This window comes from Paraburkholderia steynii, assembly GCF_900100565.1.
Taxonomy (GTDB): Bacteria; Pseudomonadota; Gammaproteobacteria; order Burkholderiales; family Burkholderiaceae; genus Paraburkholderia; species Paraburkholderia terrae.
The window spans coordinates 67,062-87,988 of the sequence record NZ_FNDI01000023.1 but is presented as its reverse complement, the minus strand read 5'-3'; the positions used below and the strand labels follow the sequence as shown (position 1 = coordinate 87,988).

General features: G+C 61.7%; 19 protein-coding genes and 1 pseudogene. 4 read left to right on the top strand and 16 right to left on the bottom strand.

Annotation, left to right across the window (positions count from 1 at the left end; genetic code table 11):
• On the bottom strand, window positions 1–305 hold a 305-nt coding region (locus tag BLT65_RS47675), incomplete at its 3' end, for a citrate/2-methylcitrate synthase (RefSeq protein ID WP_279634503.1).
• A gap of 20 nt (window positions 306–325) precedes the next feature.
• Complete coding sequence (gene prpB, locus BLT65_RS32635; RefSeq protein WP_091785900.1) at window positions 326–1,219, bottom strand: methylisocitrate lyase; 894 nt, start codon at window positions 1,217–1,219, stop codon at window positions 326–328.
• A 198-nt stretch (window positions 1,220–1,417) separates the two neighbouring features.
• Here prpB and prpR point away from each other — a divergent pair, with 198 nt between their 5' ends.
• Window positions 1,418–3,367 (top strand): propionate catabolism operon regulatory protein PrpR, encoded by a 1,950-nt coding sequence (prpR, locus tag BLT65_RS32630; RefSeq protein ID WP_091785897.1) that lies wholly within the window; start codon window positions 1,418–1,420, stop codon window positions 3,365–3,367.
• Window positions 3,368–3,376: 9 nt separating this feature from the next.
• On the opposite strand, the gene BLT65_RS32625 is transcribed toward prpR, so the two are convergent.
• From BLT65_RS32625 to BLT65_RS48110, 6 genes and pseudogenes are all read right to left on the bottom strand, one after another.
• The gene (locus tag BLT65_RS32625) at window positions 3,377–3,955 is read right to left on the bottom strand and encodes a DUF4337 domain-containing protein (protein WP_091785894.1); all 579 of its coding nucleotides are present in this window, start codon (window positions 3,953–3,955) and stop codon (window positions 3,377–3,379) included.
• A 119-nt stretch (window positions 3,956–4,074) separates the two neighbouring features.
• Complete coding sequence (locus BLT65_RS32620; RefSeq protein ID WP_233446685.1) at window positions 4,075–5,064, bottom strand: GlxA family transcriptional regulator; 990 nt, start codon at window positions 5,062–5,064, stop codon at window positions 4,075–4,077.
• A 268-nt stretch (window positions 5,065–5,332) separates the two neighbouring features.
• Window positions 5,333–5,581 (bottom strand): hypothetical protein, encoded by a 249-nt coding sequence (locus BLT65_RS32615; protein ID WP_091785888.1) that lies wholly within the window; start codon window positions 5,579–5,581, stop codon window positions 5,333–5,335.
• Window positions 5,582–5,644: 63 nt separating this feature from the next.
• A complete protein-coding gene (locus BLT65_RS32610) occupies window positions 5,645–6,778 on the bottom strand; it encodes a glycosyltransferase family 4 protein (protein WP_091785885.1) in 1,134 nt (377 codons plus the stop codon).
• A 251-nt stretch (window positions 6,779–7,029) separates the two neighbouring features.
• Window positions 7,030–8,814 (bottom strand): RICIN domain-containing protein, encoded by a 1,785-nt coding sequence (locus BLT65_RS32605; protein ID WP_244186826.1) that lies wholly within the window; start codon window positions 8,812–8,814, stop codon window positions 7,030–7,032.
• A gap of 3 nt (window positions 8,815–8,817) precedes the next feature.
• Window positions 8,818–9,354 (bottom strand): annotated as a pseudogene (locus tag BLT65_RS48110) (hypothetical protein); the annotation flags it as partial.
• Between the two features lie 513 nt (window positions 9,355–9,867).
• Here BLT65_RS48110 and BLT65_RS32600 point away from each other — a divergent pair.
• Both BLT65_RS32600 and BLT65_RS32595 read left to right on the top strand, forming a co-directional pair.
• Window positions 9,868–11,052, top strand: coding sequence for a glycosyltransferase family 4 protein (locus BLT65_RS32600; protein WP_244186819.1), 1,185 nt, complete (start codon window positions 9,868–9,870; stop codon window positions 11,050–11,052).
• A 35-nt stretch (window positions 11,053–11,087) separates the two neighbouring features.
• Window positions 11,088–11,273, top strand: a complete 186-nt coding sequence (locus tag BLT65_RS32595) for a hypothetical protein (protein WP_042315152.1) — start codon at window positions 11,088–11,090, stop codon at window positions 11,271–11,273.
• Here BLT65_RS32595 and BLT65_RS32590 read toward each other — a convergent pair.
• The 5 genes from BLT65_RS32590 to BLT65_RS32570 form a co-directional block, all read right to left on the bottom strand.
• A complete protein-coding gene (locus BLT65_RS32590) occupies window positions 11,258–12,181 on the bottom strand; it encodes a LysR family transcriptional regulator (protein WP_091785875.1) in 924 nt (307 codons plus the stop codon). The two genes, BLT65_RS32595 and BLT65_RS32590, sit on opposite strands and share 16 nt — an antisense overlap.
• Window positions 12,182–12,275: 94 nt before the next feature.
• Window positions 12,276–12,965, bottom strand: coding sequence for an EthD family reductase (locus BLT65_RS32585; RefSeq protein WP_244186817.1), 690 nt, complete (start codon window positions 12,963–12,965; stop codon window positions 12,276–12,278).
• 2 nt (window positions 12,966–12,967) lie between these two features.
• Entirely contained in the window at window positions 12,968–13,504 is a 537-nt protein-coding gene (hpaC, locus tag BLT65_RS32580) for a 4-hydroxyphenylacetate 3-monooxygenase, reductase component (RefSeq protein ID WP_091786107.1), read from the bottom strand.
• A 32-nt stretch (window positions 13,505–13,536) separates the two neighbouring features.
• Window positions 13,537–14,748, bottom strand: a complete 1,212-nt coding sequence (locus tag BLT65_RS32575) for an acyl-CoA dehydrogenase family protein (protein ID WP_091785868.1) — start codon at window positions 14,746–14,748, stop codon at window positions 13,537–13,539.
• 34 nt (window positions 14,749–14,782) lie between these two features.
• Entirely contained in the window at window positions 14,783–16,135 is a 1,353-nt protein-coding gene (locus BLT65_RS32570) for an MFS transporter (RefSeq protein ID WP_091785865.1), read from the bottom strand.
• A 355-nt stretch (window positions 16,136–16,490) separates the two neighbouring features.
• On the opposite strand from BLT65_RS32570, the gene BLT65_RS32565 reads away from it, so the two are divergent.
• Window positions 16,491–17,696 carry a porin gene (locus tag BLT65_RS32565; protein WP_425273181.1) on the top strand — a complete coding sequence of 402 codons (1,206 nt, stop codon included), beginning with the start codon at window positions 16,491–16,493 and terminating at the stop codon, window positions 17,694–17,696.
• A 50-nt stretch (window positions 17,697–17,746) separates the two neighbouring features.
• Here the strand turns inward: BLT65_RS32565 and BLT65_RS32560 are convergent, their stop codons facing one another.
• From BLT65_RS32560 to BLT65_RS32550, 3 genes are all read right to left on the bottom strand, one after another.
• The gene (locus tag BLT65_RS32560; protein ID WP_143036609.1) at window positions 17,747–18,886 is read right to left on the bottom strand and encodes a porin; all 1,140 of its coding nucleotides are present in this window, start codon (window positions 18,884–18,886) and stop codon (window positions 17,747–17,749) included.
• A gap of 131 nt (window positions 18,887–19,017) precedes the next feature.
• A complete protein-coding gene (locus BLT65_RS32555) occupies window positions 19,018–19,830 on the bottom strand; it encodes an ABC transporter ATP-binding protein (RefSeq protein ID WP_091785856.1) in 813 nt (270 codons plus the stop codon).
• Entirely contained in the window at window positions 19,827–20,918 is a 1,092-nt protein-coding gene (locus BLT65_RS32550) for a FecCD family ABC transporter permease (RefSeq protein ID WP_042315144.1), read from the bottom strand. The genes BLT65_RS32555 and BLT65_RS32550 overlap by 4 nt, the downstream gene beginning before the upstream one ends.
• Between the last annotated feature and the right edge of the window lie 9 nt (window positions 20,919–20,927).

Below are 20,927 nucleotides of genomic sequence, written 5' to 3'. Positions count from 1 at the left end.
GCGGGAATCCATTCGAGCGCGGCCTTCACGTTCGCGGGCAGGCCGCGCAGCGCCTTGAGCTTTGTCTTGTAAGCGGCGAGTTCGGCGACGTTGGGCAGCTTGCCATGCACGAGCAGATGCGCGATCTCCTCGAATTCACAGGCGCCCGCGAGATCGAGAATGTCGTAGCCGCGGTAGTGCAGGTCGTTACCCGTCTTGCCGACCGTACACAGCGCGGTGTTGCCCGCCGTCACGCCCGACAGGGCCACGGATTTCTTCGGCTTGAATGCGCCCGCGCTCGTTGCGCCGTTGTCTGCTTCGCTCATGTGTCTTCCTCCAGGTGCCATTACTTGTGTGCGGCGAACAGCGCGTCGAGCTTGTCCTCGTACGCGTGATAGCCAAGGTATTTGTACAGATCGTCGCGCGTTTGCATTGTCGGGACGGCGGCCTTTTGCGTGCCGTCGCGCAGCACGGTCTCGTAGAAGTTGAGCGCCGCCGCGTTCATCGCGCGATACGCGCCGCAGCAGTACAGCGCAATGTCGACATTCGCTTCGCGAAGTTCCGTCGTGGTGAAGAACGGCGTTGCGCCAAACTCGGTCAGGTTCGCGAGAATCGGCACCTTCACGGCGGCCTTGAAGCGGCGATAGTCGTCGAGCGTTTTCATCGCTTCGGGGAAGATCATGTCCGCGCCTGCTTCGACATACGCGACGGCGCGCTCGATCGCGGCGTCGATGCCTTCGGCGGCGGCTGCATCGGTGCGGGCCATGATGACGAACTGGTCGTCGGTGCGCGCATCGACAGCGGCTTTCACGCGATCCACCATCTCTTGCGTCGCGACGACTTCCTTGTTCGGGCGATGCCCGCAGCGCTTCTGGCCGACCTGGTCTTCGAGGTGAACGGCCGCGACGCCCGCCTTGATGAACGAGCGCACCGTGCGCCCGATGTTGAAGGCGCCGCCCCAGCCCGTGTCGATATCGACGAGCAGCGGCAGGTTGGTGGCGTCGGTGATGCGGCGGGCGTCGGTCAGTACGTCGTCCATCGTGCTGATGCCGAGGTCGGGTACGCCAAGCGAGTTCGCGGCGACGCCGCCGCCCGACAGATACAGCGCCTTGAAGCCGACGGCTTCGGCCATCTTTGCGACGTACGCGTTGATCGCGCCGACAACCTGCAGCGGTTGTCCTTCTGCGACGGCCTGGCGGAATGCCGCGCCGGCGCTGGTGGGTTGTTTGGCTGAGTTCACAGTGAGGCTCCGTTGTTTGCGCGGCTATATTTGCAAGTGGCGTGCCATGCAGCGTTATGTCGCTAAGTCTCTGATTTTGCGGGGCACACAACCGCACGAGCGTTCGTGGAAATTTCAAAAGTGAAACCCGCAGTTTCTGTTGTGAAATTTGACGCGCATAATGGAAGGCCCCGCCGTTTTTTGAACCGGATCGCTTCGATGAGCACGCCGTCCACCGCTTCGAACCCACGCCCGCGCATCTGGGCGATGGGTATCAGCCGCTTGCGCGACCTGTTCGTCGATATCGCCAGCGAGTACGCGGGCCGCGCGGACCTGCGCGTGGTCGCGCGCGGCTTCGACGACGCCATGCAGGAAATCGACGCCGCGGGCGCCGAGCGTCCCGACGTGATCGTCGCCGGCGGCTCGAATGCTGCGTATCTGAAAGGGCGCGTCAACGTGCCCGTCGTCGCGATCACGCCGACGGGCTTCGACGTGATGCAGGCGCTCGCCCGCGCGCGGCGCGACGGCGATTCGGTGGCGCTCGTCACACACGGCGAAACGCCCGACGAGGTGAAGCGCTTCACGGCCGCTTACGGCATCGACGTGATCTTCGCGTCGTACCGCTCGACGGAAGACGCGGAGAACTGCGTGCGCGAGCTGCACGAACGCGGCGTCGATGCCGTGGTCGGGCCCGGGCATGTGACCGATCTCGCGGAGCGCGCGGGCATGGGCGCTGTGTTTCTGTACTCGCGCACGTCGGTGCGCAGCGCATTCGATACCGCCCTCGACGTCGCGCAGGCTACGCGCGCCGAAGGCGTGCGGCGTCAGCGCCTCGATAACCTGTTGCAGCACCTGCGCGATGGCGTCGTCGCGCTCGATGCGCAGGGACGTGTCGAAGCGATCAATCAGCGGCTTGCGGACGTGCTCGGCATCGACGCCGCGAGCGCCGCGGGCGTGCCCTTGCAGAAGCTCGCGCCGGATCTCGCCAGCGCGCTGCCCGATGCCGACGGCGATACGCTGGTGTCGGTGCGCGGCGCGAGCTATCTCGTGCATCGCGGGCCGCTGGCGGGCGCGGGTCACGCGGCGGGCACGGTGCTGACGTTCCAGGAATCGCGTGCCGTCGAACGGCTCGATCGCACGCTGCGTTCGCGGCAGCGCGGGCAGCAGTTCACCGCGCGCTACCGGCTCGACGACCTAGTCGGCGAATGTCCGTCGATCGAACGTGTGCGGACGCTGGTGCGGCGCTACGCGAAGTCCGATGCGACCGTGCTGATACTCGGCGAAAGCGGCACCGGCAAGGAAATGGTCGCGCAGAGCATGCATCGGCTGAGCGCGCGGCGCGACTTCGCGTTCGTCGCGATTAACTGCGGCGCGTTTCCGGAGGCCTTGCTGGAGAGCGAGCTGTTCGGCTATGAGGAAGGCGCGTTCACGGGCGCGCGCAAGGGCGGCAAGGCGGGTTTGATCGAAGCCGCGCATCGCGGCACGCTGTTTCTCGATGAAATCGCCGAGATGCCGTTGCCGCTGCAAAGCAGGCTGCTGCGCGTGTTGCAGGAACGCGAAGTGGTGCGGCTCGGTTCGACGGAACCGACGCGTGTCGACATACGCGTCGTCGCCGCGACGCACCGCGCGCTGACGGAGGGTATCGAGGCAGGGACGTTTCGCGCCGATCTCTACTACCGCTTGAACATTCTGAGCATTGCGCTGCCGCCGTTGCGCGAGCGCACGACGGACGTATTGCCGCTCGCCGCCGAACTGCTGTTGCAGGCGGCCGCGCGCGAGCCGAGGCTGGTGGCGCGCGTCCCTGATTTGCAGGCCGCGACGCGCGTGCTCGGGCAGATCGGCGAGCCGTTGCGCCTTTATGCGTGGCCCGGCAATGTGCGCGAGTTGCAGAACGTGATCGAGCGGATCGCCGTCGAACTCGCCGACGCGGAAGGCGACACCGCCGACGTGTTCACGCGCGAGATGCTCGATGTCGTCGCGCCCGAACTGGTCGCGTCATCGGTGTCGCAAAAGAAGAATGCGTTGACGTTGCGCGAGCGCAGCCGTCATGTCCAGGCGGACGAAATACGCGCGATGCTGGCTGCGTGCGGCGGCGATCGCGACGCAGCGTGCAAGGCACTCGGTATCAGCAAGACCACGCTGTGGCGCAAGCTGAACGCGATTCAATGAGCAGCGTGCTTACCAGCCCATCAACGCGGTGCCAAAAAGACCGACTGCCACGACGGCCATACCGATCGTGAGCTTTTGCAACCAGCGCTTTCTCGTGAGCAGCGTGATCGCGGCGAGCGCGATCGAGATCTGAATCAGCGTCGTCGCCTGCGCCCAGCGGTGATGCTGATGCTGCAACGCCTCGCTCACTTCATTGTCCTGCTTCACCTGCTTTTCGAGCGTCTCCGCCTGCTGTCGAATCGGCTCTTTCTCGGTCTTGTAGCGCTGCGTGTCGGTGATGAACTTCGCGTGCGCGGATGACGCCGGATCGGTCAGCGCCGCACCCAGTTCGGCGAGATTCTGCTTTTCGCCCTTCGCCTGATAGTAGGCCCACTGGTTTGCGGCTTCCGTCTTGAGGATCGCCGCCTCGTTCTTGAAGAAGAGCGCCTGGTTTTCGTTGGCGCCGCTCTGATACGCGGCAATCGCGCCGACGCTCGCCAGGATGGCCGTCATGACAGCGAGGCGCGAAGCGTTGCTGTCGTTGCCGTGGCCGCCTGCATGCTCGATCGCATGATCGTGCGGGCCATGCACTTCGTATTCGTCTGACATCGTGGTTGGAGAAGTCGAAAAGCCGCCAGCATACCGCAGCGTGGGCCGGGTAAAAAAGCGGCAAAAAGCAGGTGTTGTATCCTGGCGAATTCGCTACGAGGCAGGGGAGAACGTGCGATTCAACATTGCAGCCTGCGCTGCGCGCGATACTCGGTTGGCGAAGTTTTCATATGCCGCCGGAAGCTGCGCGCGAGATGGTCGCCGCTGGTCAGGCCGGCGCGCTTCGCCACCTTGTCGACGGGCAGGTCGGTTTCGATCAGCAGATTGCAGACGACCTGTAGCCGCGCATGCATCAGATAGTCGGAAGGCGTCATGCCGAGTTCGCTTCTGAAGTGACGCAGGAGGCTGCGTTCGCTCATCGCGGCGACCTGTGCCGCGTCTTCTATCGTGACCTGACGGCGGCAATTGTCCTGCAGCCAGTGCGCGGCCGCGCGCACTTTCTCCGCCGGTGTGCTGCCGACCACGTCCTCGAAGATCGCGTTGAGCACGTCGTGCGAGCAGATCGACAGGCGCTCGGCCACGCGGCGCGCCATGCTGTCGCCCATGTCGCGGCGAATCAGTTTCAGCGCGCCCGTGAGCGCGTCGTGGAGACTTTGCGATCTCGTCTTGCATTCGCCGGAAAGGCGCGCCGCGCTCGCTTGCGAATCGCGCTCCCATCCATTCGGTTCGCTGCACGCGTGACCATCGAGACCGGGCAGCGGCGCGCCGACGAGCCGCACGTCGGCCGCCTTCGAGCGCGCGCGGTTGATCCACGCAATCAGCGGCGCGGAGCGTGCGTCGATGCACGCGTCGGCGCCGACAATCGCAAAGATCGCATCGAATTCGTGGCCGGCGTGCGTATCGAATGTTTCGGCGCTGACGAGCAACGCGGCGGAACTGGCGATATACCCGTCGTGGTCGGAAAGCGTGGTGATCTGATAGAACCACTGGATGGGGCCGCGCGCCGACAGCTCACTCGCGGCTTCGAATGCATTGGCAATGACGCTGGCGCTCAGCAGGTCGAAGCCGTCGAACAGCACGACAGCGACGCGCCGCAGTCGCCGGGGAATGACGTCCGTGCCATCGGAAGCTTGCGTTTCGGGTCTTGGAGCCGGACGTGTCGACATCATTTCTTCCCCAACCTGAATGAACAGGACCTGAACCTCGAGGACCGACTCCGATACGGAAGCATTCCGCGCGATGCCTATGCGAGGAAGGCTCCAGTTCGCTCGCTAAAAAGCCATGCTGCCTCGATAAATCGATCAGCGAATGTGGGCGAGCGCACGCAACGCGATGTATGTTCGAATAACAGCAGTGCTACCCCATGACAGTCAATCGCGCATTCACATGCATGCGCGCAATCTGCAGATCACTCGCTGACGGTTGGCTAACGTCTTTTCAGTTTTCGCGCGAAACGCAGCCTTCCTTCTGCGTCCCCATGATCTCGACGAGCATTGCCTGATAGGTCGAATGGCATTGCGCGGCGGCGTGAAAGATCTCGGCCAGTGCCGCGCGGGCGGACGCGGTGTCGTGGTGGCGCGTTGAGTCCGAGAGTGCGAGTAGGGTCCGTAGCGTGTTGCGTTGCTGGCTCACCAGCATATGGAGCGCGCTGCCGAAGCTGTCCTGGTGGTTGGATGTGAGGCTCATGTCGGTTCCGTGGGGCGTGTATGTAATAGCAAAACGTTTGAAGGACAGATCTTGTTCCCACGCTCACATCGATGATTCGTTGCTCTCCAGCGCTGATATCGACGATTCCGCGGCAATGCCTCGCGCTTTGTCTTTGTAAATGGCTTGCGCGATCTTCAGGTAGTTCTCTGCCGTGTCGTGCAACGTATAGCCGTCCAGCGCGCGATACGCACGGGGCACACGCAGCGCGTGCAGCAATGCGCGCGCATAGGTAGATGGATCTTTCGTGTCGACGAGCGATACGCCCGGAAAATCGCGGGCAAATTCGAATGCTGCAATGCGGCTCGCGACAACGGGAATACCTGACGCCAGTGCTTCGAGAAAGCCGATGCTGTGTGCCTCTCTGAGCGACGGCATCGCAAAGACTTGCGAGGCCTGCAGAATCGCCGCGACATTCGATGCTGGACCGCACAGCGTCACCCGTTCGTCCAGGTTCAAACGTTGCACGAGTTTCATGGCCATATCGTGATAAACGGGATCTTCGACGACGCCATACAACACCAGTCGCGCGTCAGGCTCCTGTTGCAGCACGATTTCAAACGCGTGAATGGTTTCCAGTTGCCCTTTGTCGACGACGTAGCGGCCCAGTTGGACGATCTGCTGTGAAGTGCTGCGATCGGCAATGACCGATGCTGAAGGTGCAGCTTGAAAGCGCGGCAGATCCACACCGTTGGGAATCACCGTTACGAGCGGATGCGGCCCGACTTCACGCAGATAGTCGAGCGTATTCTGCGACGAGACACCGACCACGGCCTTCGCGCGACGGGAAAGCACGCGCTCCGCCCATCTTAGTTTCGGGTTCGCGAAGTCATTGGAGCCGGAGTGCATCACATAGATGACGGGCGCGGCAACGGGAAGAAGACGCACATAGAGCGCGGCTAGCGTCGCGTGCGCAATGATCACGTCCGGTCGAAATTGCCGTATGCAGCGCCATAGGTGCATGAGACGCCCGATACGTCCTTGCGGCGATTCGGGAAAGTCGCACAGTACATCGGCTGCCGCTAGTTCGCTGCGGCTATGATCGAAGTCCGCCATTTGCGGCTGCATCGACGCGATGCAGACTGCGTGGCCACCCTCCCTGTGCTGGATTGCAAGACCCTTTGCCAGAATCTCCGCACCAGACAAACGTGGCGCATAGACGACCTGTAGTATCCGCACTTTTCACCGTCTCGAATGGGGCGTGATCTTGGAGAGCCGTGTCTCTCGTCTTTTCTGCAGCGTACGGTTGCCTGTGTCAATCGTCAATGTCGCAATCGACATATGTGCATATACCATAGCCAATCCACACATTGCGATTCGGTCAAGCACCAGGTGTTGCTGGACACGGGTACTCATTCAGAGAACTTTTCCATTTTCGCCTGGCAAATGATAGTGAGAGCAGTCCTCATTCGAGAGCGACTGCAATGTCTCTATTGAACCAGGCGATCGAGCCAGAGCGTTTCCGAGTAAACGGCTGGCAACGGAAAACCTTCCATCGGAATACTTTGCAAATTGTTTCCGTCGAACGCGTATCGCGCCAGAGCGGCAGTGCCCGCCGAGAAGAGCGTGTTGGCGAGTACGGCGTCTGTGCGTTCGTAGAAGACGAGTGCTGTGCGGTTGCTATCGCGGAGCAGGGCAGGCGCGGCGTCCTGCCACCGGAGATCGCGCAGATAGGCGAGTAAAACGGGCGCAGTCTCGCGATGCTGTACGTTCCACTTCCATACATCCACGCCGCCGGGCTCCTGGAAATGCGGCACGGTCATCACAATCGTTGCGTCGGCGCTGGCGTCGCGCGTAAAGCGTGTGGTGTCGCGCTGGAATTGAGCAGGCAGAAGAGATGTTGCGCCAAAGCTCCAGTGTTCTTTGTCGACGCTGAGTGTCGTGACGGCCAGGTGACGGTTATCGTCAGTAGATTGCACGGCAATGAACGTTGCTGTGTCTTTGCGAGTGCTGCTCACGGTGAGCAGTTGCACATTGGATTTCAAATAGTTCGTACCTTTGACTTTTGTCTGCTGGATCTGCCCGGCTTGATCGGCGCTGATCGTCCATAGATCGACAGCCTTGTCTGATCTTTGCACTGCAGCGAGGATCTTTTCGCGCGATGTTTCTTTGGTCGAAAAGACAAGGTACTGCTGCGTGTGTTCTGCAGGTATTCGGCCGTCGCTCTGAAACCAGAGAACTGGTGCGGCGAAGTGATTGCCATTGCTGCGCAACAACCAGAAGGCAGATCCGCCGTGTCTCGGCGTGACGACCATGAGATCCGCCCGGCCGTCGCCATCGAAGTCGCCAGTCAGAAAGCGCGCGCTGTCGAAACACAACGTGTCGGCGCCGCACGTCGGCATCGTCGCTCGGCTATCGAAGCGCACGGCATTCGCGTACCAGTTTTCGGGCTCTTCAGGTTTGCCTAAGATTGAAGTCTGAACATAGACGTCGAAGCCAGGGCCGTCGGAGCGTCTTTGCACGTAGACGGCCGAGAGCGTACCGTCGCCCGTCACGTCGCCGTACATTGCGCCCGTGAGACGCAAGTCAGTCGACCATGACGGACGCATTGTGGACCAGCGGTAACGCGTCGTCACGGACGCGCATCCTCTGATATGAAGGTGGTTGTTCTCCGCGCCAAGGCAACGACGCGAGGGCGTGAATATCAGACCAAAGTCCCAAGGTGTCCAGCGTTGCGACACATTCCATTCTTCACATGGTTCTTCCGCGAGTCTGCCGTCATGTTCGGCGACGCATTGCCCCGTCGCGACGGAGACGAGTGCCGCATTGTGCTGGTTGCCCGCATACGCAGCGCGTGGCTCCCATTTCCATTGCTGGCTGGCCGACTCATCGCAAGGCGCGAGTTCGGGGCCGCGCGCATTGCCTCGCGAAGTCAGGCATTGACTGGAACCGGTATTGAAGAGCACAGAGGGAATGGCGACGAAATCCGGCTTTGTATGAAGTGTGGTGTCGTCGCGCAAATAGTTGCGCAAAACCCAGTTGCCGTCCCATTGATACTCGCCGAACACATGCGCGATATCGCCACCGTCGATTGAGAAGTAGCTGGCCGCTATGTCGCGCTTGCGTTGCGCTTCTTCGCCGAACAGCGTCGCGGGCCAGGTTCCTGTCGGATACGTTGTGTAGAAGGCAATGGGAATAGAGCGCCCCAACGTTTGCGCGACGTGGCGTGTCATGCGGGCGGTGTAGATATGGTCAGGGTGCTCGATGAACGGCACTGTGTCTGGGTTCAGCGTGGCGATACGCGTTGCGTCCTGCAGTATCGTTTTGAGGACGACGGAAAGCGAATCGCGTGTGTAACGCGTTGCCGGCAGTTCTCCATGTCCCATCGGAAAGGTTGTGAGCGTTGCGCCCTGATCCCACAGCAGCGCGAGCGGCACGTGGCCGCCGCGGACTGCGCCGCCAGGAAGTCTGAGTTCGAGAAGCCGTACGCGTGGTTGCGCTTTCAATGTGAGCTGGAATACAGGCTTTCCGGCAATCTGTACCGTCGATTCATCCCACGCATTCCCGACTCCTGCAAGACGCGCATAAGCCAGTCGCGAAGCTTCCTCACGCTTTTGCACGTAGGCGAAATTCGCTCCGTTGGCGCCGCCAATCAGATGAACGGTGGTGACGCACCATCCCGCACGCAACCGCTCGCTGATTGCGGGCTCAACGAACAGCAGATCGTCATCGAGGTGTGCGACAACTGTCACGAGCGTGCCCGCACTGCAATCGGTGGATGACGCGCGTGCCGTCCCGATCAGAATGAAGCACATGCAAAGAAGAAACAGGACACAGCGGGACAATCGAAAATGCCCGAATGGCGACGTATTCATATGATTGCGATCGTCCCTTTTTTTCTTGGTGTTGTCCCCGAGAGCCGTAGTCGAACGGATGAAGTAGCCTCGGCTTGTTCACGCTTGCTATTACACCAGTCTTTTTCTTACTGTTTGAAAGACAAATCATCCGTTTTCGCGAAAAAGATGTTGAAGCGACCGCTTCCAGATAAGCACAAAAACCAGTCTATATTTGTGAGCCGTCCTTTAACAGAGCGTAGTTCTCCCGGTTCGAACGCGGGTTTTAGTGCGGCAAACAGCCTTTAATAGACAGAGTGCAGTTGTCAGTGGCAATCCATACAAACGTAAGCCTGCACCCGTAATAAAGTAAGTGGCCTCTGACGCAGCGTTCGTCAGTAGCCTGAGCAATGAAGACAATCCAATAACGGCATCCCGACGGGTTCGCGCGTCGTGCGTTTCTGCCAATAGCGGTGTTTTGAGGACGTCATGCGGATGCTGTTCGTTATCGGTCACCTCGGTGACTACCACGTGCCGCGCTATGAAGCGCTGATGCGGCTTGCAAGGAGGCGTGGCGACGAAGTCTCTCTGGTCGAGGTATTCGGGCGGTCGGGCTTCTATTCGTTTCCGCAAACCCGGCGCGCGTCGTTTTTCGAGCAACGTCACGAGTGCGTCACCACCCTGGAGAATGATGTCAGCGACGCTGGTGGACGCTGGCTGAATGTCTTCGCGCGTCTCACTGCGATCATCCGGCGAATGGAGCCGGATGTCGTCGTGACGTTGGGCTATGACACACCGTACTCATTGTGGCTCTGTTTCGTCAGAAGGTTCACGAGACCGTTTGGCCTGATCTACATGTCGGACTCGAAGGCCGACGACGGCCCGCGCAGCAGCATTAAGGAATGGCTGAAGCGCCGGCTGGTGCGGCGGTTCGACGCCGCGCTGGTCGCGGGAGAAAGGCATCGCGACTACGCGGAGTCTCTCGGCATTCCGCGCTGGCGCTCGCGAGTCGGTTTCGATGTGATCGACGTCGACCAGTTTTCGCGCCGCGCTGCCGCTGCGCTTGCCACTGTCGACGACGTTCGCCGTATGCGTGGCTTGCCGCAGCGCTATGTGCTCTGCGTCAGCCGCTTCGTGGCGCGCAAGAACGTGGATGTCGTGATCAATGCGTTTGCGCGTTCCCGTCTCGCGGACCATGCGATCGAACTGGTTCTGATCGGGCAGGGACAAGACGAGCCCATGTTGAGAACACTCGTATCGCAACTCGAACTCGAAAGGAGCGTGCGCTTTCTCGATGCACTGCCCAACGGCGAAATGCCCGCGATTTACGGCCTTGCCGATTTCGTGGTGCTCGCCAGCGAGTTCGATCAATGGGGACTGTGCATCAACGAAGCATTCGCGGCGTCGCGTACGGCGATAGTCACGCATACATGCGGCGTGGCGCGTGAGCTTGTCGTGAACGACACGAACGGCTATGTCGTCGAGCCAGGCAACGCGGAAATGCTCGCGGCGCGCATGCGAACACTGGCATTGGACGATGTGCTGCGCGAGCGCTTATCTGCTCGCGCACGGCTGAGCGTCGAGCAATGGAAACCGTCCACATTCGCGAGCAATCTGATGGAACTTGCCGATTGCGTGCTCGATTCCGATCAGGTCGTCTCGCGAGCTGAGCATGAGTAAAGCGCATCGTCGCACTATCGCGCGGGGAGAGAATCATGAATGAGCCGGAGAGCCTCGGGGCATGCACGCCGTTTCAGTTATGCATGATGGCGGAGGAACAGGACGAAGCGTTCGTGGATGTCATGGCGTTGGCAAAAGCGAACAGCGAACTCGATCTGAATGCGGCCGTCGCCACGCTCGCTGAGATCCACGAACTCGTGAAGGGCTATCTCGAACCTTGAGTCGAGAACATGCTGCAGATCGCATCGCGCAACCATGCAATGCCGGGGTCGGCGGAAAACTGCATGTGCGTGTGTACCTGAATTTCGATCGGTGGCAATGAAAAAGGCAACGGCAGGATTCGGAATGCCTTGTTTCGATTGAACCGCTGCGCAATGCTTTTCGGAAAGATGACAGCGAGGTCGGTGTTCTGGACGATCTCCGGCGCAACCACGAAATGCGGCAGCCGCAGCACGATATCGCGGCGCAGATTCAATTCCTCCAGCCATTGCTCGACCATCCGGTGACCGGTTGCATTTGTGCTCGCGTATACGTAACGCAGGGCGGCAAGGTGGTCCTTGGTCGGGTTGCGCTTGCGTAGCGGATGTCCCGCGCGCACCACGCACACGTGCTCGTCGACGAACAGTGTCGTGCTGATGCAGGCGGCGTCCAGTCCCGGCACATAACCGAGCGCGAGATCGATCTCGCCGCTTCGCATCGCGGTGCTCACGGCATCCACGGAGAAGTTGGCGACCTCTACACGTATGCCGGGCGCGGTGCTGTCGATCATCGCGAGCAGCGGCGGCAGAAAATAGAACTCTGACATGTCCGACATCGACACGCGAAACACGCGATGTGCCGTCGCGGGATCGAACTTCGCCAGTTGCTGAACCGCGACGTTGATGATGCCGAACGCCTGCGCGAGCGGCGCATGCAGGCGGACAGCGGCGTCGGTGGGCACCATGCCCGTCGGCGTGCGAACGAACAGGGGATCGTCGAACAGCGTGCGCAAGCGGCGCAACGCGTGACTCACGGCGGGTTGTGTGAGCCCGAGACGCGCGCCCGCTGCAGTGAGGCTGCGCAGATCGGCAATGGCCAGAAACACGCGCAGAAGATTCAAGTCCGTGATGCCTGGGGGCGTATTTGTCATGTCGTTCGAAACCCGGCCGTGGCGGCGCGCGACCCGCTTGCGGTCGGACGCGCCTCGCTGTTGGACCGAACCCGCATGCCCGCGTTCGGCGCTTTCACTCGCGCGTCAGATTACCGTAAATGCTGTGCATCGGGTAATGCGGCGTGGCTCCGCTATACGGTGGAAACGAATCGAAGTCCGCTTTCATTCGCGCACGCACGGGCGACGCGAGCGCAGCGTCGAGTGAAGCGACGTCATCGAATACGACCTTGTTGCGTTGCATGGCCGTCGCACGCGCGTGCTTCAACGCCGAGCGATAGTCGATGCGCGTATAGATCTCCAGTTCGCGAATGCCGGGCAACTGCGTCATCAACGGAGGATGATGAGTCAGATAGTGCGTGAGCCATGCATTGAAGTCGTCCGCTTCACCTTCGTAACTGACGAGGTAGGTGCAACGTTCTTCTCGCGTATCGATTGGATGCGGCGTCGAGAACTTGCGCACGGCCATTGCCTGCTGGAACAGCGTGCAATTGTCCATGCTTGCGGCGATGCCGTCAGCGGCGGCCTGTAGTACACCGCCCGGTTGCAGCGCGGCTTCGAGCCGTTCGAGATCGTCGAAATACCATTGCGTGACGCAGAACGGTCCCGACGCTGTGCGCTCGTCGCGCACGGCAGGAAGATGCAACACGAAGCGCCGCAAACCCTCCACGTCGTGCGCGGCCGACCGCAAGAGCGAGATAGTCGATCGATCGAATACGCCGTGCGCGTGACTGCTTTCGCCAATCAGAAAGAGGCAAACTTCCACGCTTACCTCGCGCATTGAGTGGAAGCGGATGCTGCCGCCGCAACCGGTCGCACGAGACGATGAAACTGCCGCGCGAAATAGATCAGTCCATCGCCATCGGAGCTGACCGAGATATCGTCGATACGTACGAACATCACCGAGTGAGACCCGACGCTCTTGATCTCGACGATCGTGCCTTCGAGATTCGCAATCGCGTGCGAAAGCACGGGCACGGCCGAGCGTCCCGGCTTCCATGCGTGGCGTGCGAAGCGCTCGTCCATCGGGCACGATGTCATGCCCGCGAAGTCGCGCGCGAGGTCCTGATACTCGCCGGCAAGCACGTTGATGCAGACGCTGCGGTTCTCTCGCAGCACGTCGTGCATATAGCTGGCCTGGTTGATACAGACGAGCATCGTCGGCGGCTCGTCGGTCACCGAGCAGACGGCACTGGCTGTGAGGCCGCAGCGTCCGCTCGGGCCGTCGGTCGTAATGACGTTGACGGCGGCGGGCAGGCACGCCATCGCATCGCGAAAGCGCCGCTTCATCTCTTCATTCGTCATTGCTTGCTCCATGTGTTCGTTCACGCGCTGCATCACGGATACGGCGTGACGGGCGGAATGCCGACGAACAGCGCACCCGACGCGTCATACGAGCCCTCGCCGAGAAACGCATGCTGCGTCACGACGATCGAGTCGCGCACCAGACGCTGCAATCGGCTCTCGCGATAAATCGCGGCGATGCCCGCCATCTGATACGCCTGCATCACCACTTCGGCGCATACGTGGGCCGCATGTGTCGCGCTCAGGCGCATCAGATTCGCCTGGTCTGGCGTGACGGGATCGCCGGCAAGAATCGTGTCCCACGCGGCTTGCGAGGATTCGTAGAAGAACGCGCGCGCGCTGCGCCACTGCGCTTCCGCTTTCGCGAGACCCGAGCGGTAGTAGCCCCGGTCCGCGAGACGCGGGGCGCCCGTCGTCGTTTTTGTCGCGCCGGACATATCGGTCAGGAGATCGAGCGCGGCGCGCGCCAGGCCGACGTTCACGGCCGCATGCACCTGCGCCTGGTACGCGACGGCGGGGTAGCGATACAGCGGCTCGTCGATCAGCGCGTGACCGCCGCGCACGAAGGTCCATTGCGCATCGACGAACTTGTCGCGCAAGCGCAGATCGTGACTGCCTGTGCCCTGCATGCCGACGACGTTCCAGTTGTCGACGATCTCCACTTCGCTAGCGGGAAACACGGCGGTGAACGGTTTGCCCGCGCCCGCATCGCCCGAACTCGCGGGCGTGCCGCCAATACCGACGCCAATCCAGTCCGCGCCTTTGCAGCCGCTCGCAAACCGCCACTGGCCGCTGACCTTGAAGCCGTTCGGCACCTTGGTCGCAGGTTGCAGCGGATAGAGACCGCCCGCAAAAACCTGGTCCGGTCCTTTCGCGTAGATCTGCTGTTGCGTTTCGACGGGCAGCGACGCGAGGTACGTATTCGCCGATCCGAACGCAGCGACCCACGCTGTCGATCCATCGGCGATCGCAATGCGTTCGAGAATCGCGAGAAACTGCGGCGGCGGCAGTGCGTCACCGCCGAAACGGCGCGGCGTGCTGGCGCGGTAGATGCCCGCGCGTTTCATCTTCGCGATCATGTCGCGCGGCACATGCGAGAGCTGATCGAACTCGTCGCGCCGGCGTTCGATTTCTTCGATCAGAACCTCGAGCGAAATGGGCCCGGCGTACTCGGGATACGGCTCGCCCTGGTCGATGAAGCGCGGCTCGTGGGCGTACGTCGAAATGCTATGAAGGCTTTGCATGATGAATACGTGTTGAGTTGAATGGATCAGTCGATCAGGCGGTGACGGCTTCGGCGCTCTGCCTTGCCTGCAGCCGTGCCGAGCGTGGGAAAGTTTCTGGCGCGATCAAGGTCGCGATCACCGTGACCAGCGCAAGTGCGACGAGATAGATCGCGACGGGCGTGGCGCTGCGATAGTGAGCGAGCAACGCGGTCGCGATCATCGGCGAAAGGCCGCCGCCGAGTACCGATGAAATCTCGCGCCCAATGCCGAGTCCCGAGAAGCGCAGATGAACGGGCAGCAGTTCGCTGATGAACGCGGGCTGCGCGCCTTCGAGAATGCCGAGCGTGATGCTGTTGGCGAGAATCAGCGCGGCAATCACTTTCCACAGCACGCCCGAGGCGAGCAGCGTGAAATACGGATACGCGACCAGCACCATCGCAATGGCACCGACGAGATAGACCGGCTTGCGGCCGATCTTGTCGGTGAGATGTCCCATCAGAAGCGACACGGGAATCATCAGCAGCATCGACAGCGTGAGCCCGCCGAGTATCCATGTCGACTTCAGGCCGAGAAACTGACCGTACGCAATCGAGAACGCGAAGAAGATGTACGACGCGCCGCCTTCGCCGAAGCGGAGGCCGAACACGGTGAGCACTTGACGCGGGCAACGACGCAGCACTTCGATGATCGGCATGCGGCTTTCGCGGTGTGTCGCCTTTACTGCGACGAAGTCGGCGCTTTCTTCTACCGAGCGGCGCATCCAGAGGCCGAGCACGACGAGCACCACGCTGCACAGGAACGGCACGCGCCAACCCCAGCTGAGGAAGTCATCGGGCGACAGCGTTTGCGCGAGCAGGAACGCAGCCGTCGACAGCACGAAGCCGAATGCCGCGCCGCTCGGGCTCCAGGCAGAAAGTGCCCCGCGCCTCGATGCGGGCGCGCTTTCGTGAATCAGCAGAATGCTGCCGCTCCATTCGCCGCCCGCTGCGAGCCCTTGAAGAATGCGCAGTAGCACGAGACCGATGGGCGCCGCGATACCGATCTGTTGATACGTCGGCAGCAGTCCCATGCACATGGTTGCGACGCCCATCGTCAGGAGCGTGAGCATCATCACCGTCTTGCGTCCGTAGCGGTCGCCGATATGGCCGCACAGCACGCCGCCAACCGGCCGCGCGATGAAGCCGACCGTGAATCCGCCGAATGCCGCGATCGTGCCCGTCAACGGATCGCTGCCGACGGGAAAGAACAGCTTGCCGAATACCAGCGCGGCCGCCGTTCCATAGAGAAAGAAGTCGTACCACTCCAGTATCTGGCCGAGCACGGCCGTCGTCACCGCGCGGCGGACCGTGCTTGTCTTGCGCACGGGTGAGGAAGAGGAAAGCGTGGCTGTCGCGTGAGGATTCATGGCGTTGGGCTGAGCAAGACGTTGAAGTTTCCGCTTCCCGATCATGGGGACGGGCAGGGCGACCTGGCGAATCAGACAGACATGGGCGAACGATAGGAGCGCGCGAAAAGACCGTCAAATTCAGGCCAAAAATGCGCGACATAAATGGCATTCATGTCGCTCGTACCTTTGTCGGCGTGCATGCAGCCGCAAATAAAGCACGCTTATCGCACCTGTTCTATTTGACTGATTTGACCGCGCATAAAGGCGAACTTAGATTGCGGTCCTCGTAACAGCCGCGGCGCAGTCATCATTCACTGCGTTATTCAATCGAAGCAGTCGGGATGAACGGGATGACGAATCTATGAGAATCAAATTGGCAGCCGCATTGGCCGCATTGACGTTGGTCGAGTGTGCATTCGCTGGCGCGGCGCACGCGCAGAGTTCGGTGACGATGTATGGCATCGTCGACGATGGTTTCAACTGGACCTCGAATTCGGGAGGCCACAATCTGTACAACGTGTCGAGCGGTGTCATGCAGGCGAGCCGCTGGGGTCTGCGCGGCAAGGAAGATCTCGGCGGTGGGCTCGCCGCGCTTTTCGTGCTCGAAAACGGCTTCGATCTGAACAGCGGATCGCTGGGCCAGAAGAATCGCGGCAGCACGCAAGGGCTGATGTTCGGACGCCAGGCGTATGTGGGACTGTCGAACGCGTACGGCTCAGTGTTGGTTGGACGCCAATACGATTCTGTGGTCGATTATGTCGGCCCCTTTGAAGCAGGCGATCAATGGGGCGGCTATATCGCCGCGCATCCGGGCGATCTCGACAATATCAACAACGCGTATCGCGTGAACAATGCGATCAAGTACACCAGCGCCAATTACGCCGGCCTCACGTTCGGCGGCGTGTATAGCCTGGGCGGCGTGGCAGGCGAGGCGTCGCGCAATCAGGTGTGGTCGCTGGGCGCCGGTTATGCGAACGGTCCGCTTTCTGTCGGGGTCGGCTATCTGAATGCGCGCAATCCGAATGTCGGATTCTTCGGTGACAACGGCGCGAGCACGGCAGCGACGGCCAGCACGAACTTCATATCCTCTCCTGTGTATAGCGGCTATGCTTCGGCGCGAACGTATCAGGTGATTGCAGCGGGCGCCGCCTATACGTTCGGCGCGGCGACGTTCGGCGCAACGTATTCGAACACGCAGTTCAGGAATCTCGGCGATACAGTCGAGTCCGGTCCGAATCCGCGCGGCTATCGCGGCAACGCGACGTTCAATAACGCCGAAGTGAACTTCAAGTACCAGTTAACGCCTGCATTCCTGCTCGGCGCGGCATTCGACTATACGCACGGCGGCAGCGTCGATTCGACGGCGGGAACGAATCCTGGCGCACGCTACTACCAAGGCGCGATTGGCGCGGACTACTTTTTGTCGAAGCGTACCGATGTGTACCTGATCGGCGTTTATCAGAAAGCATCGGGCACGGACTCGACGGGCACGGCGGCCGTTGCGGCCATCAACAATCTCACGCCTTCTACGAGCGACCGGCAAAGCACCGTGCGCGTCGGCATCCGGCACAAGTTCTGATTGCTGCGTTAAAGCCGCCGGTTCATGCTAACGCGGCGGCTTTAACCGTTTTAGAACCGATGCCGCATCCCGACAGCAACGACAACCTGCTGATCGTTCGATGAAGGACTTTGCCCGCTGATATCCGCAGTCAGACCGGAGCCGTCGCTGGAGATATGCTGATAACTCGCCTGCACGTAAAGATCGGTTCGCTTCGACAGGAAGTAGTCGGTTTGCACCGAGACTTCATGCCACTTCGGATGATGCTGGCCTGTCGCGTTCGACATCGAACCCGACGTGTACGTGTATTCGCCGTTTAGCGCGATGGTCGGCGTGAGCGAGTAACTTGCATTGAGTTCGTAATTGCTGAAGCTCATACCCTCGCCATTCGCAACGAGGCCGAGGCTGTTCGCGCCGTTGATCGTCGCGAGCCCGCCGAGTTGCGTGCGCGTCCAGACCGCGCCAAACGTCGCCGCGCCGATCGAGTAGTTTCCGCCCGCGCCATACGTGCGCTGTCGCGCTGCGATAAACGTGCGATCGGTCAGCGTCAATGCGCCGTTCGTGTTGCTGCTGCCGCCGTTGTTCGCCTGGAAGTAGCCTGCGCCGAGACGCAGCGGGCCTGCTTCGTACGATGTGCCGAAGCTGTATAGCCGGTTGTCGTCGAAACCGCCCGCTTCGTTCGAGAAGCCGTACAACGCGCCGAACTTCACGCCCGCATAGCTGTTGCTGGCGAACTTCACCGAATTGTTCACGCGGAACGAGTTGTTCAGATTGTCGTTGTCATACGGGTGCGCGGAAAGATTGTTGCCGCCCGGATGATGACCCGTAAAGCTGAGCGGCGCGAGGTAGTCGACGACGGAATCGTACTGACGTCCCAGCGTCAACGTGCCGAACCGGTCATTCGAAAGCCCCGTATAAGCCTGATAACCGAACAGACGGCCGCCCTGACGCGAGGTGCCGTTCATCACGCTGAAGCCGCTTTCGAGTTGGAAGATCGCTTTCGTGCCGCCGCCCAGGTCTTCGCGCCCGAGCATGCCCCAGTGGCTGCCCGTCACGTCGCCGCTGCCCGCTTGCCACGCGCTGTTGCCTTTCTGGTTGTTCGTGTACGACAGGCCCGCGTCGATCACGCCATACAGCGTGACCGTGTTTTGCGCCTGCGCATGGCACGCGTAGCTCGCCGCGATGGCAGCCATGACGAGTGTCTTTTTCATTTTTTTCCCTGTTGTTGATTTGAACGATGTGACGATCCACGCAGCAGCGCGGCGCCCACCGGATGGCGGGCGTCGTGCGTTGAAACGAATGCGGCGTGGCGAGGTGGCTGGCTGGGACGCTCGACGAATGTCTAGCGGCTGGCGATGCCGTCCTGAACCGACAGACCGTCGATCAGGACTTGATGCTGGCCGCGCGAACAAGGCTCGATTCGCGCGGTGACTCCGAATACTTCTGCAAGGCTCGCCTGCGTGACGACATCGGCACTGGGTCCGAAGCCCGCGATGCGGCCTGCGTGAAGCAGCATCGCCTGATGGCAGGCGCGCATGGCGGTGTTGATGTCGTGCAGAACGACGACAGTGACGATGCCGCGTTCCCGCGTGATGTCGCGCAGCACGCGCATCACGTGGAACTGGTAGTTAAGGTCGAGTGCGGACAACGGCTCGTCGAGCAGCAGCACTTGCGGCTCGCGTACCAGCGCCTGGGCAATGCCGACGAGTTGTCGTTGTCCGCCCGACAACTCGTCGAGCGAGCGCGATGCGAGCGCATCGATGCCAAGGCGTTCAAGCACGGCCCGCGCATTCGTGAGGTCGTCGGTGCGGGCGCCGTGGGCGCGAAATGCGCCGCGCGTCGCGCAACACGCGACCAGCACGGACTCGAGCACTTGCAGCTTCACGCCTGCAGGCAACGATTGCGGCAGATAGACGACGCTATGCGAGCGCGCACTCGCTGCGGATAATTCGAGCGGCGCGCCGTCGAGCGTCAGTTGACCGGCATGCGCGCGCGTGAGGCCCGCCAGCGCGCGCAGCAACGTCGACTTGCCGCTGCCGTTCGGACCGAGCAACGCGGTGATCTGGCCACGCGGCAGCGGGCCCGCATCGAGCGATTTAAGCACCGCGCGCTTGCCGTATTGCACGCTGAGGCCGTGAATCGACAGGCCGTTCATTGCGTGGCTCCCTGCGAGCGCACGACGATCCCGAGAAAGAGGGGAATGCCGACCAGCGCCGTCACGATGCCGACGGGAATCAGCACGCCCGGCACGATGAGCTTCGATGCAATCGACGCGAGCGACAGCATCAACGCGCCGATCAGCATGCTGCCGGGCAGATAGAAACGGTGGTCCTCGCCGAACAGCGTGCGCGCGATATGCGGCGCGATCAGTCCGACGAAGCCGATCGTGCCGACGAACGACACCGCGAGCGCCGACAACACCGACACGCGCAGCAGCGTGCCGAGCCGCAGACGGCGCACGTCGATGCCGAAACTGGCGGCGCGATCTTCGCCGAGGCGCAGCGCGGTGAGCGTCCACGCGTTGCGCATCGAAAGCGGCAAAGCGACTGCGAGCGCGACGGCGAGTACCGCGATCTTCGGCCAGTCGGCACGCGCAAGTGAGCCTAGCGTCCAGAACACGAGGCCTTGCAGCGCGTCGGCGGAAGCGATGAACTGCATCAGCGAGACGAGCGCATGGAACGCGAACACGAGCGCGATGCCGAGCAGCACGACGCCGGACGTCGACATGCCTCGCCAGCGCGCGACGCCGTCGAGCATCATCGCCGACATGAATGCGAAGAGGAATGCGTTGGCCGACACGAGCCAGCTTTGCGCGATACCGGGCAGCGTGATGTCGAGCACGATTGCGAGCGACGCGCCGAACGCCGCCGCCGCCGACACGCCGAGCGTGTAAGGGCTCGCGAGCGGATTGTTGAGGATGGTCTGCATTTCCGCGCCCGATAGTCCGAGCGACGCGCCCACCAGCAGCGCCATCACCGCATACGGCATGCGGATCTGCCAGACGATCACATTCGTCGCGGCATCCGCCGATGCATGATGAAACACCGCACGCAGCAGCGTCGAAACGGGCAGACCGGACGGGCCCGACCGCAGATCGAGCAGTAACGAGCCGACGATCAGCAACGCAACCGCGCACAGCCACAGCACGCGCAGACGCGTGATGCGCAGATACGGCTGCAGGCTGGCGTCCGCGGCGCTTTGCCGGGCGCGCGCGGAGCGAATCAGGGAGACGGAATCGGACATCGCTGCGCC

Coding starts and splice junctions, on each gene's coding strand:
- prpR (WP_091785897.1), top strand. CDS start 1,418: ATGAGCACGCCGTCCACCGCTTCGAACCCACGCCCGCGCATCTGGGCG.
- BLT65_RS32625 (WP_091785894.1), bottom strand. CDS start 3,955: ATGTCAGACGAATACGAAGTGCATGGCCCGCACGATCATGCGATCGAG.
- BLT65_RS32620 (WP_233446685.1), bottom strand. CDS start 5,064: ATGATGTCGACACGTCCGGCTCCAAGACCCGAAACGCAAGCTTCCGAT.
- BLT65_RS32615 (WP_091785888.1), bottom strand. CDS start 5,581: ATGAGCCTCACATCCAACCACCAGGACAGCTTCGGCAGCGCGCTCCAT.
- BLT65_RS32600 (WP_244186819.1), top strand. CDS start 9,868: ATGCTGTTCGTTATCGGTCACCTCGGTGACTACCACGTGCCGCGCTAT.
- BLT65_RS32595 (WP_042315152.1), top strand. CDS start 11,088: ATGAATGAGCCGGAGAGCCTCGGGGCATGCACGCCGTTTCAGTTATGC.
- BLT65_RS32590 (WP_091785875.1), bottom strand. CDS start 12,181: ATGACAAATACGCCCCCAGGCATCACGGACTTGAATCTTCTGCGCGTG.
- hpaC (WP_091786107.1), bottom strand. CDS start 13,504: ATGACGAATGAAGAGATGAAGCGGCGCTTTCGCGATGCGATGGCGTGC.
- BLT65_RS32575 (WP_091785868.1), bottom strand. CDS start 14,748: ATGCAAAGCCTTCATAGCATTTCGACGTACGCCCACGAGCCGCGCTTC.
- BLT65_RS32570 (WP_091785865.1), bottom strand. CDS start 16,135: ATGAATCCTCACGCGACAGCCACGCTTTCCTCTTCCTCACCCGTGCGC.
- BLT65_RS32560 (WP_143036609.1), bottom strand. CDS start 18,886: ATGAAAAAGACACTCGTCATGGCTGCCATCGCGGCGAGCTACGCGTGC.
- BLT65_RS32555 (WP_091785856.1), bottom strand. CDS start 19,830: ATGAACGGCCTGTCGATTCACGGCCTCAGCGTGCAATACGGCAAGCGC.
- BLT65_RS32550 (WP_042315144.1), bottom strand. CDS start 20,918: ATGTCCGATTCCGTCTCCCTGATTCGCTCCGCGCGCGCCCGGCAAAGC.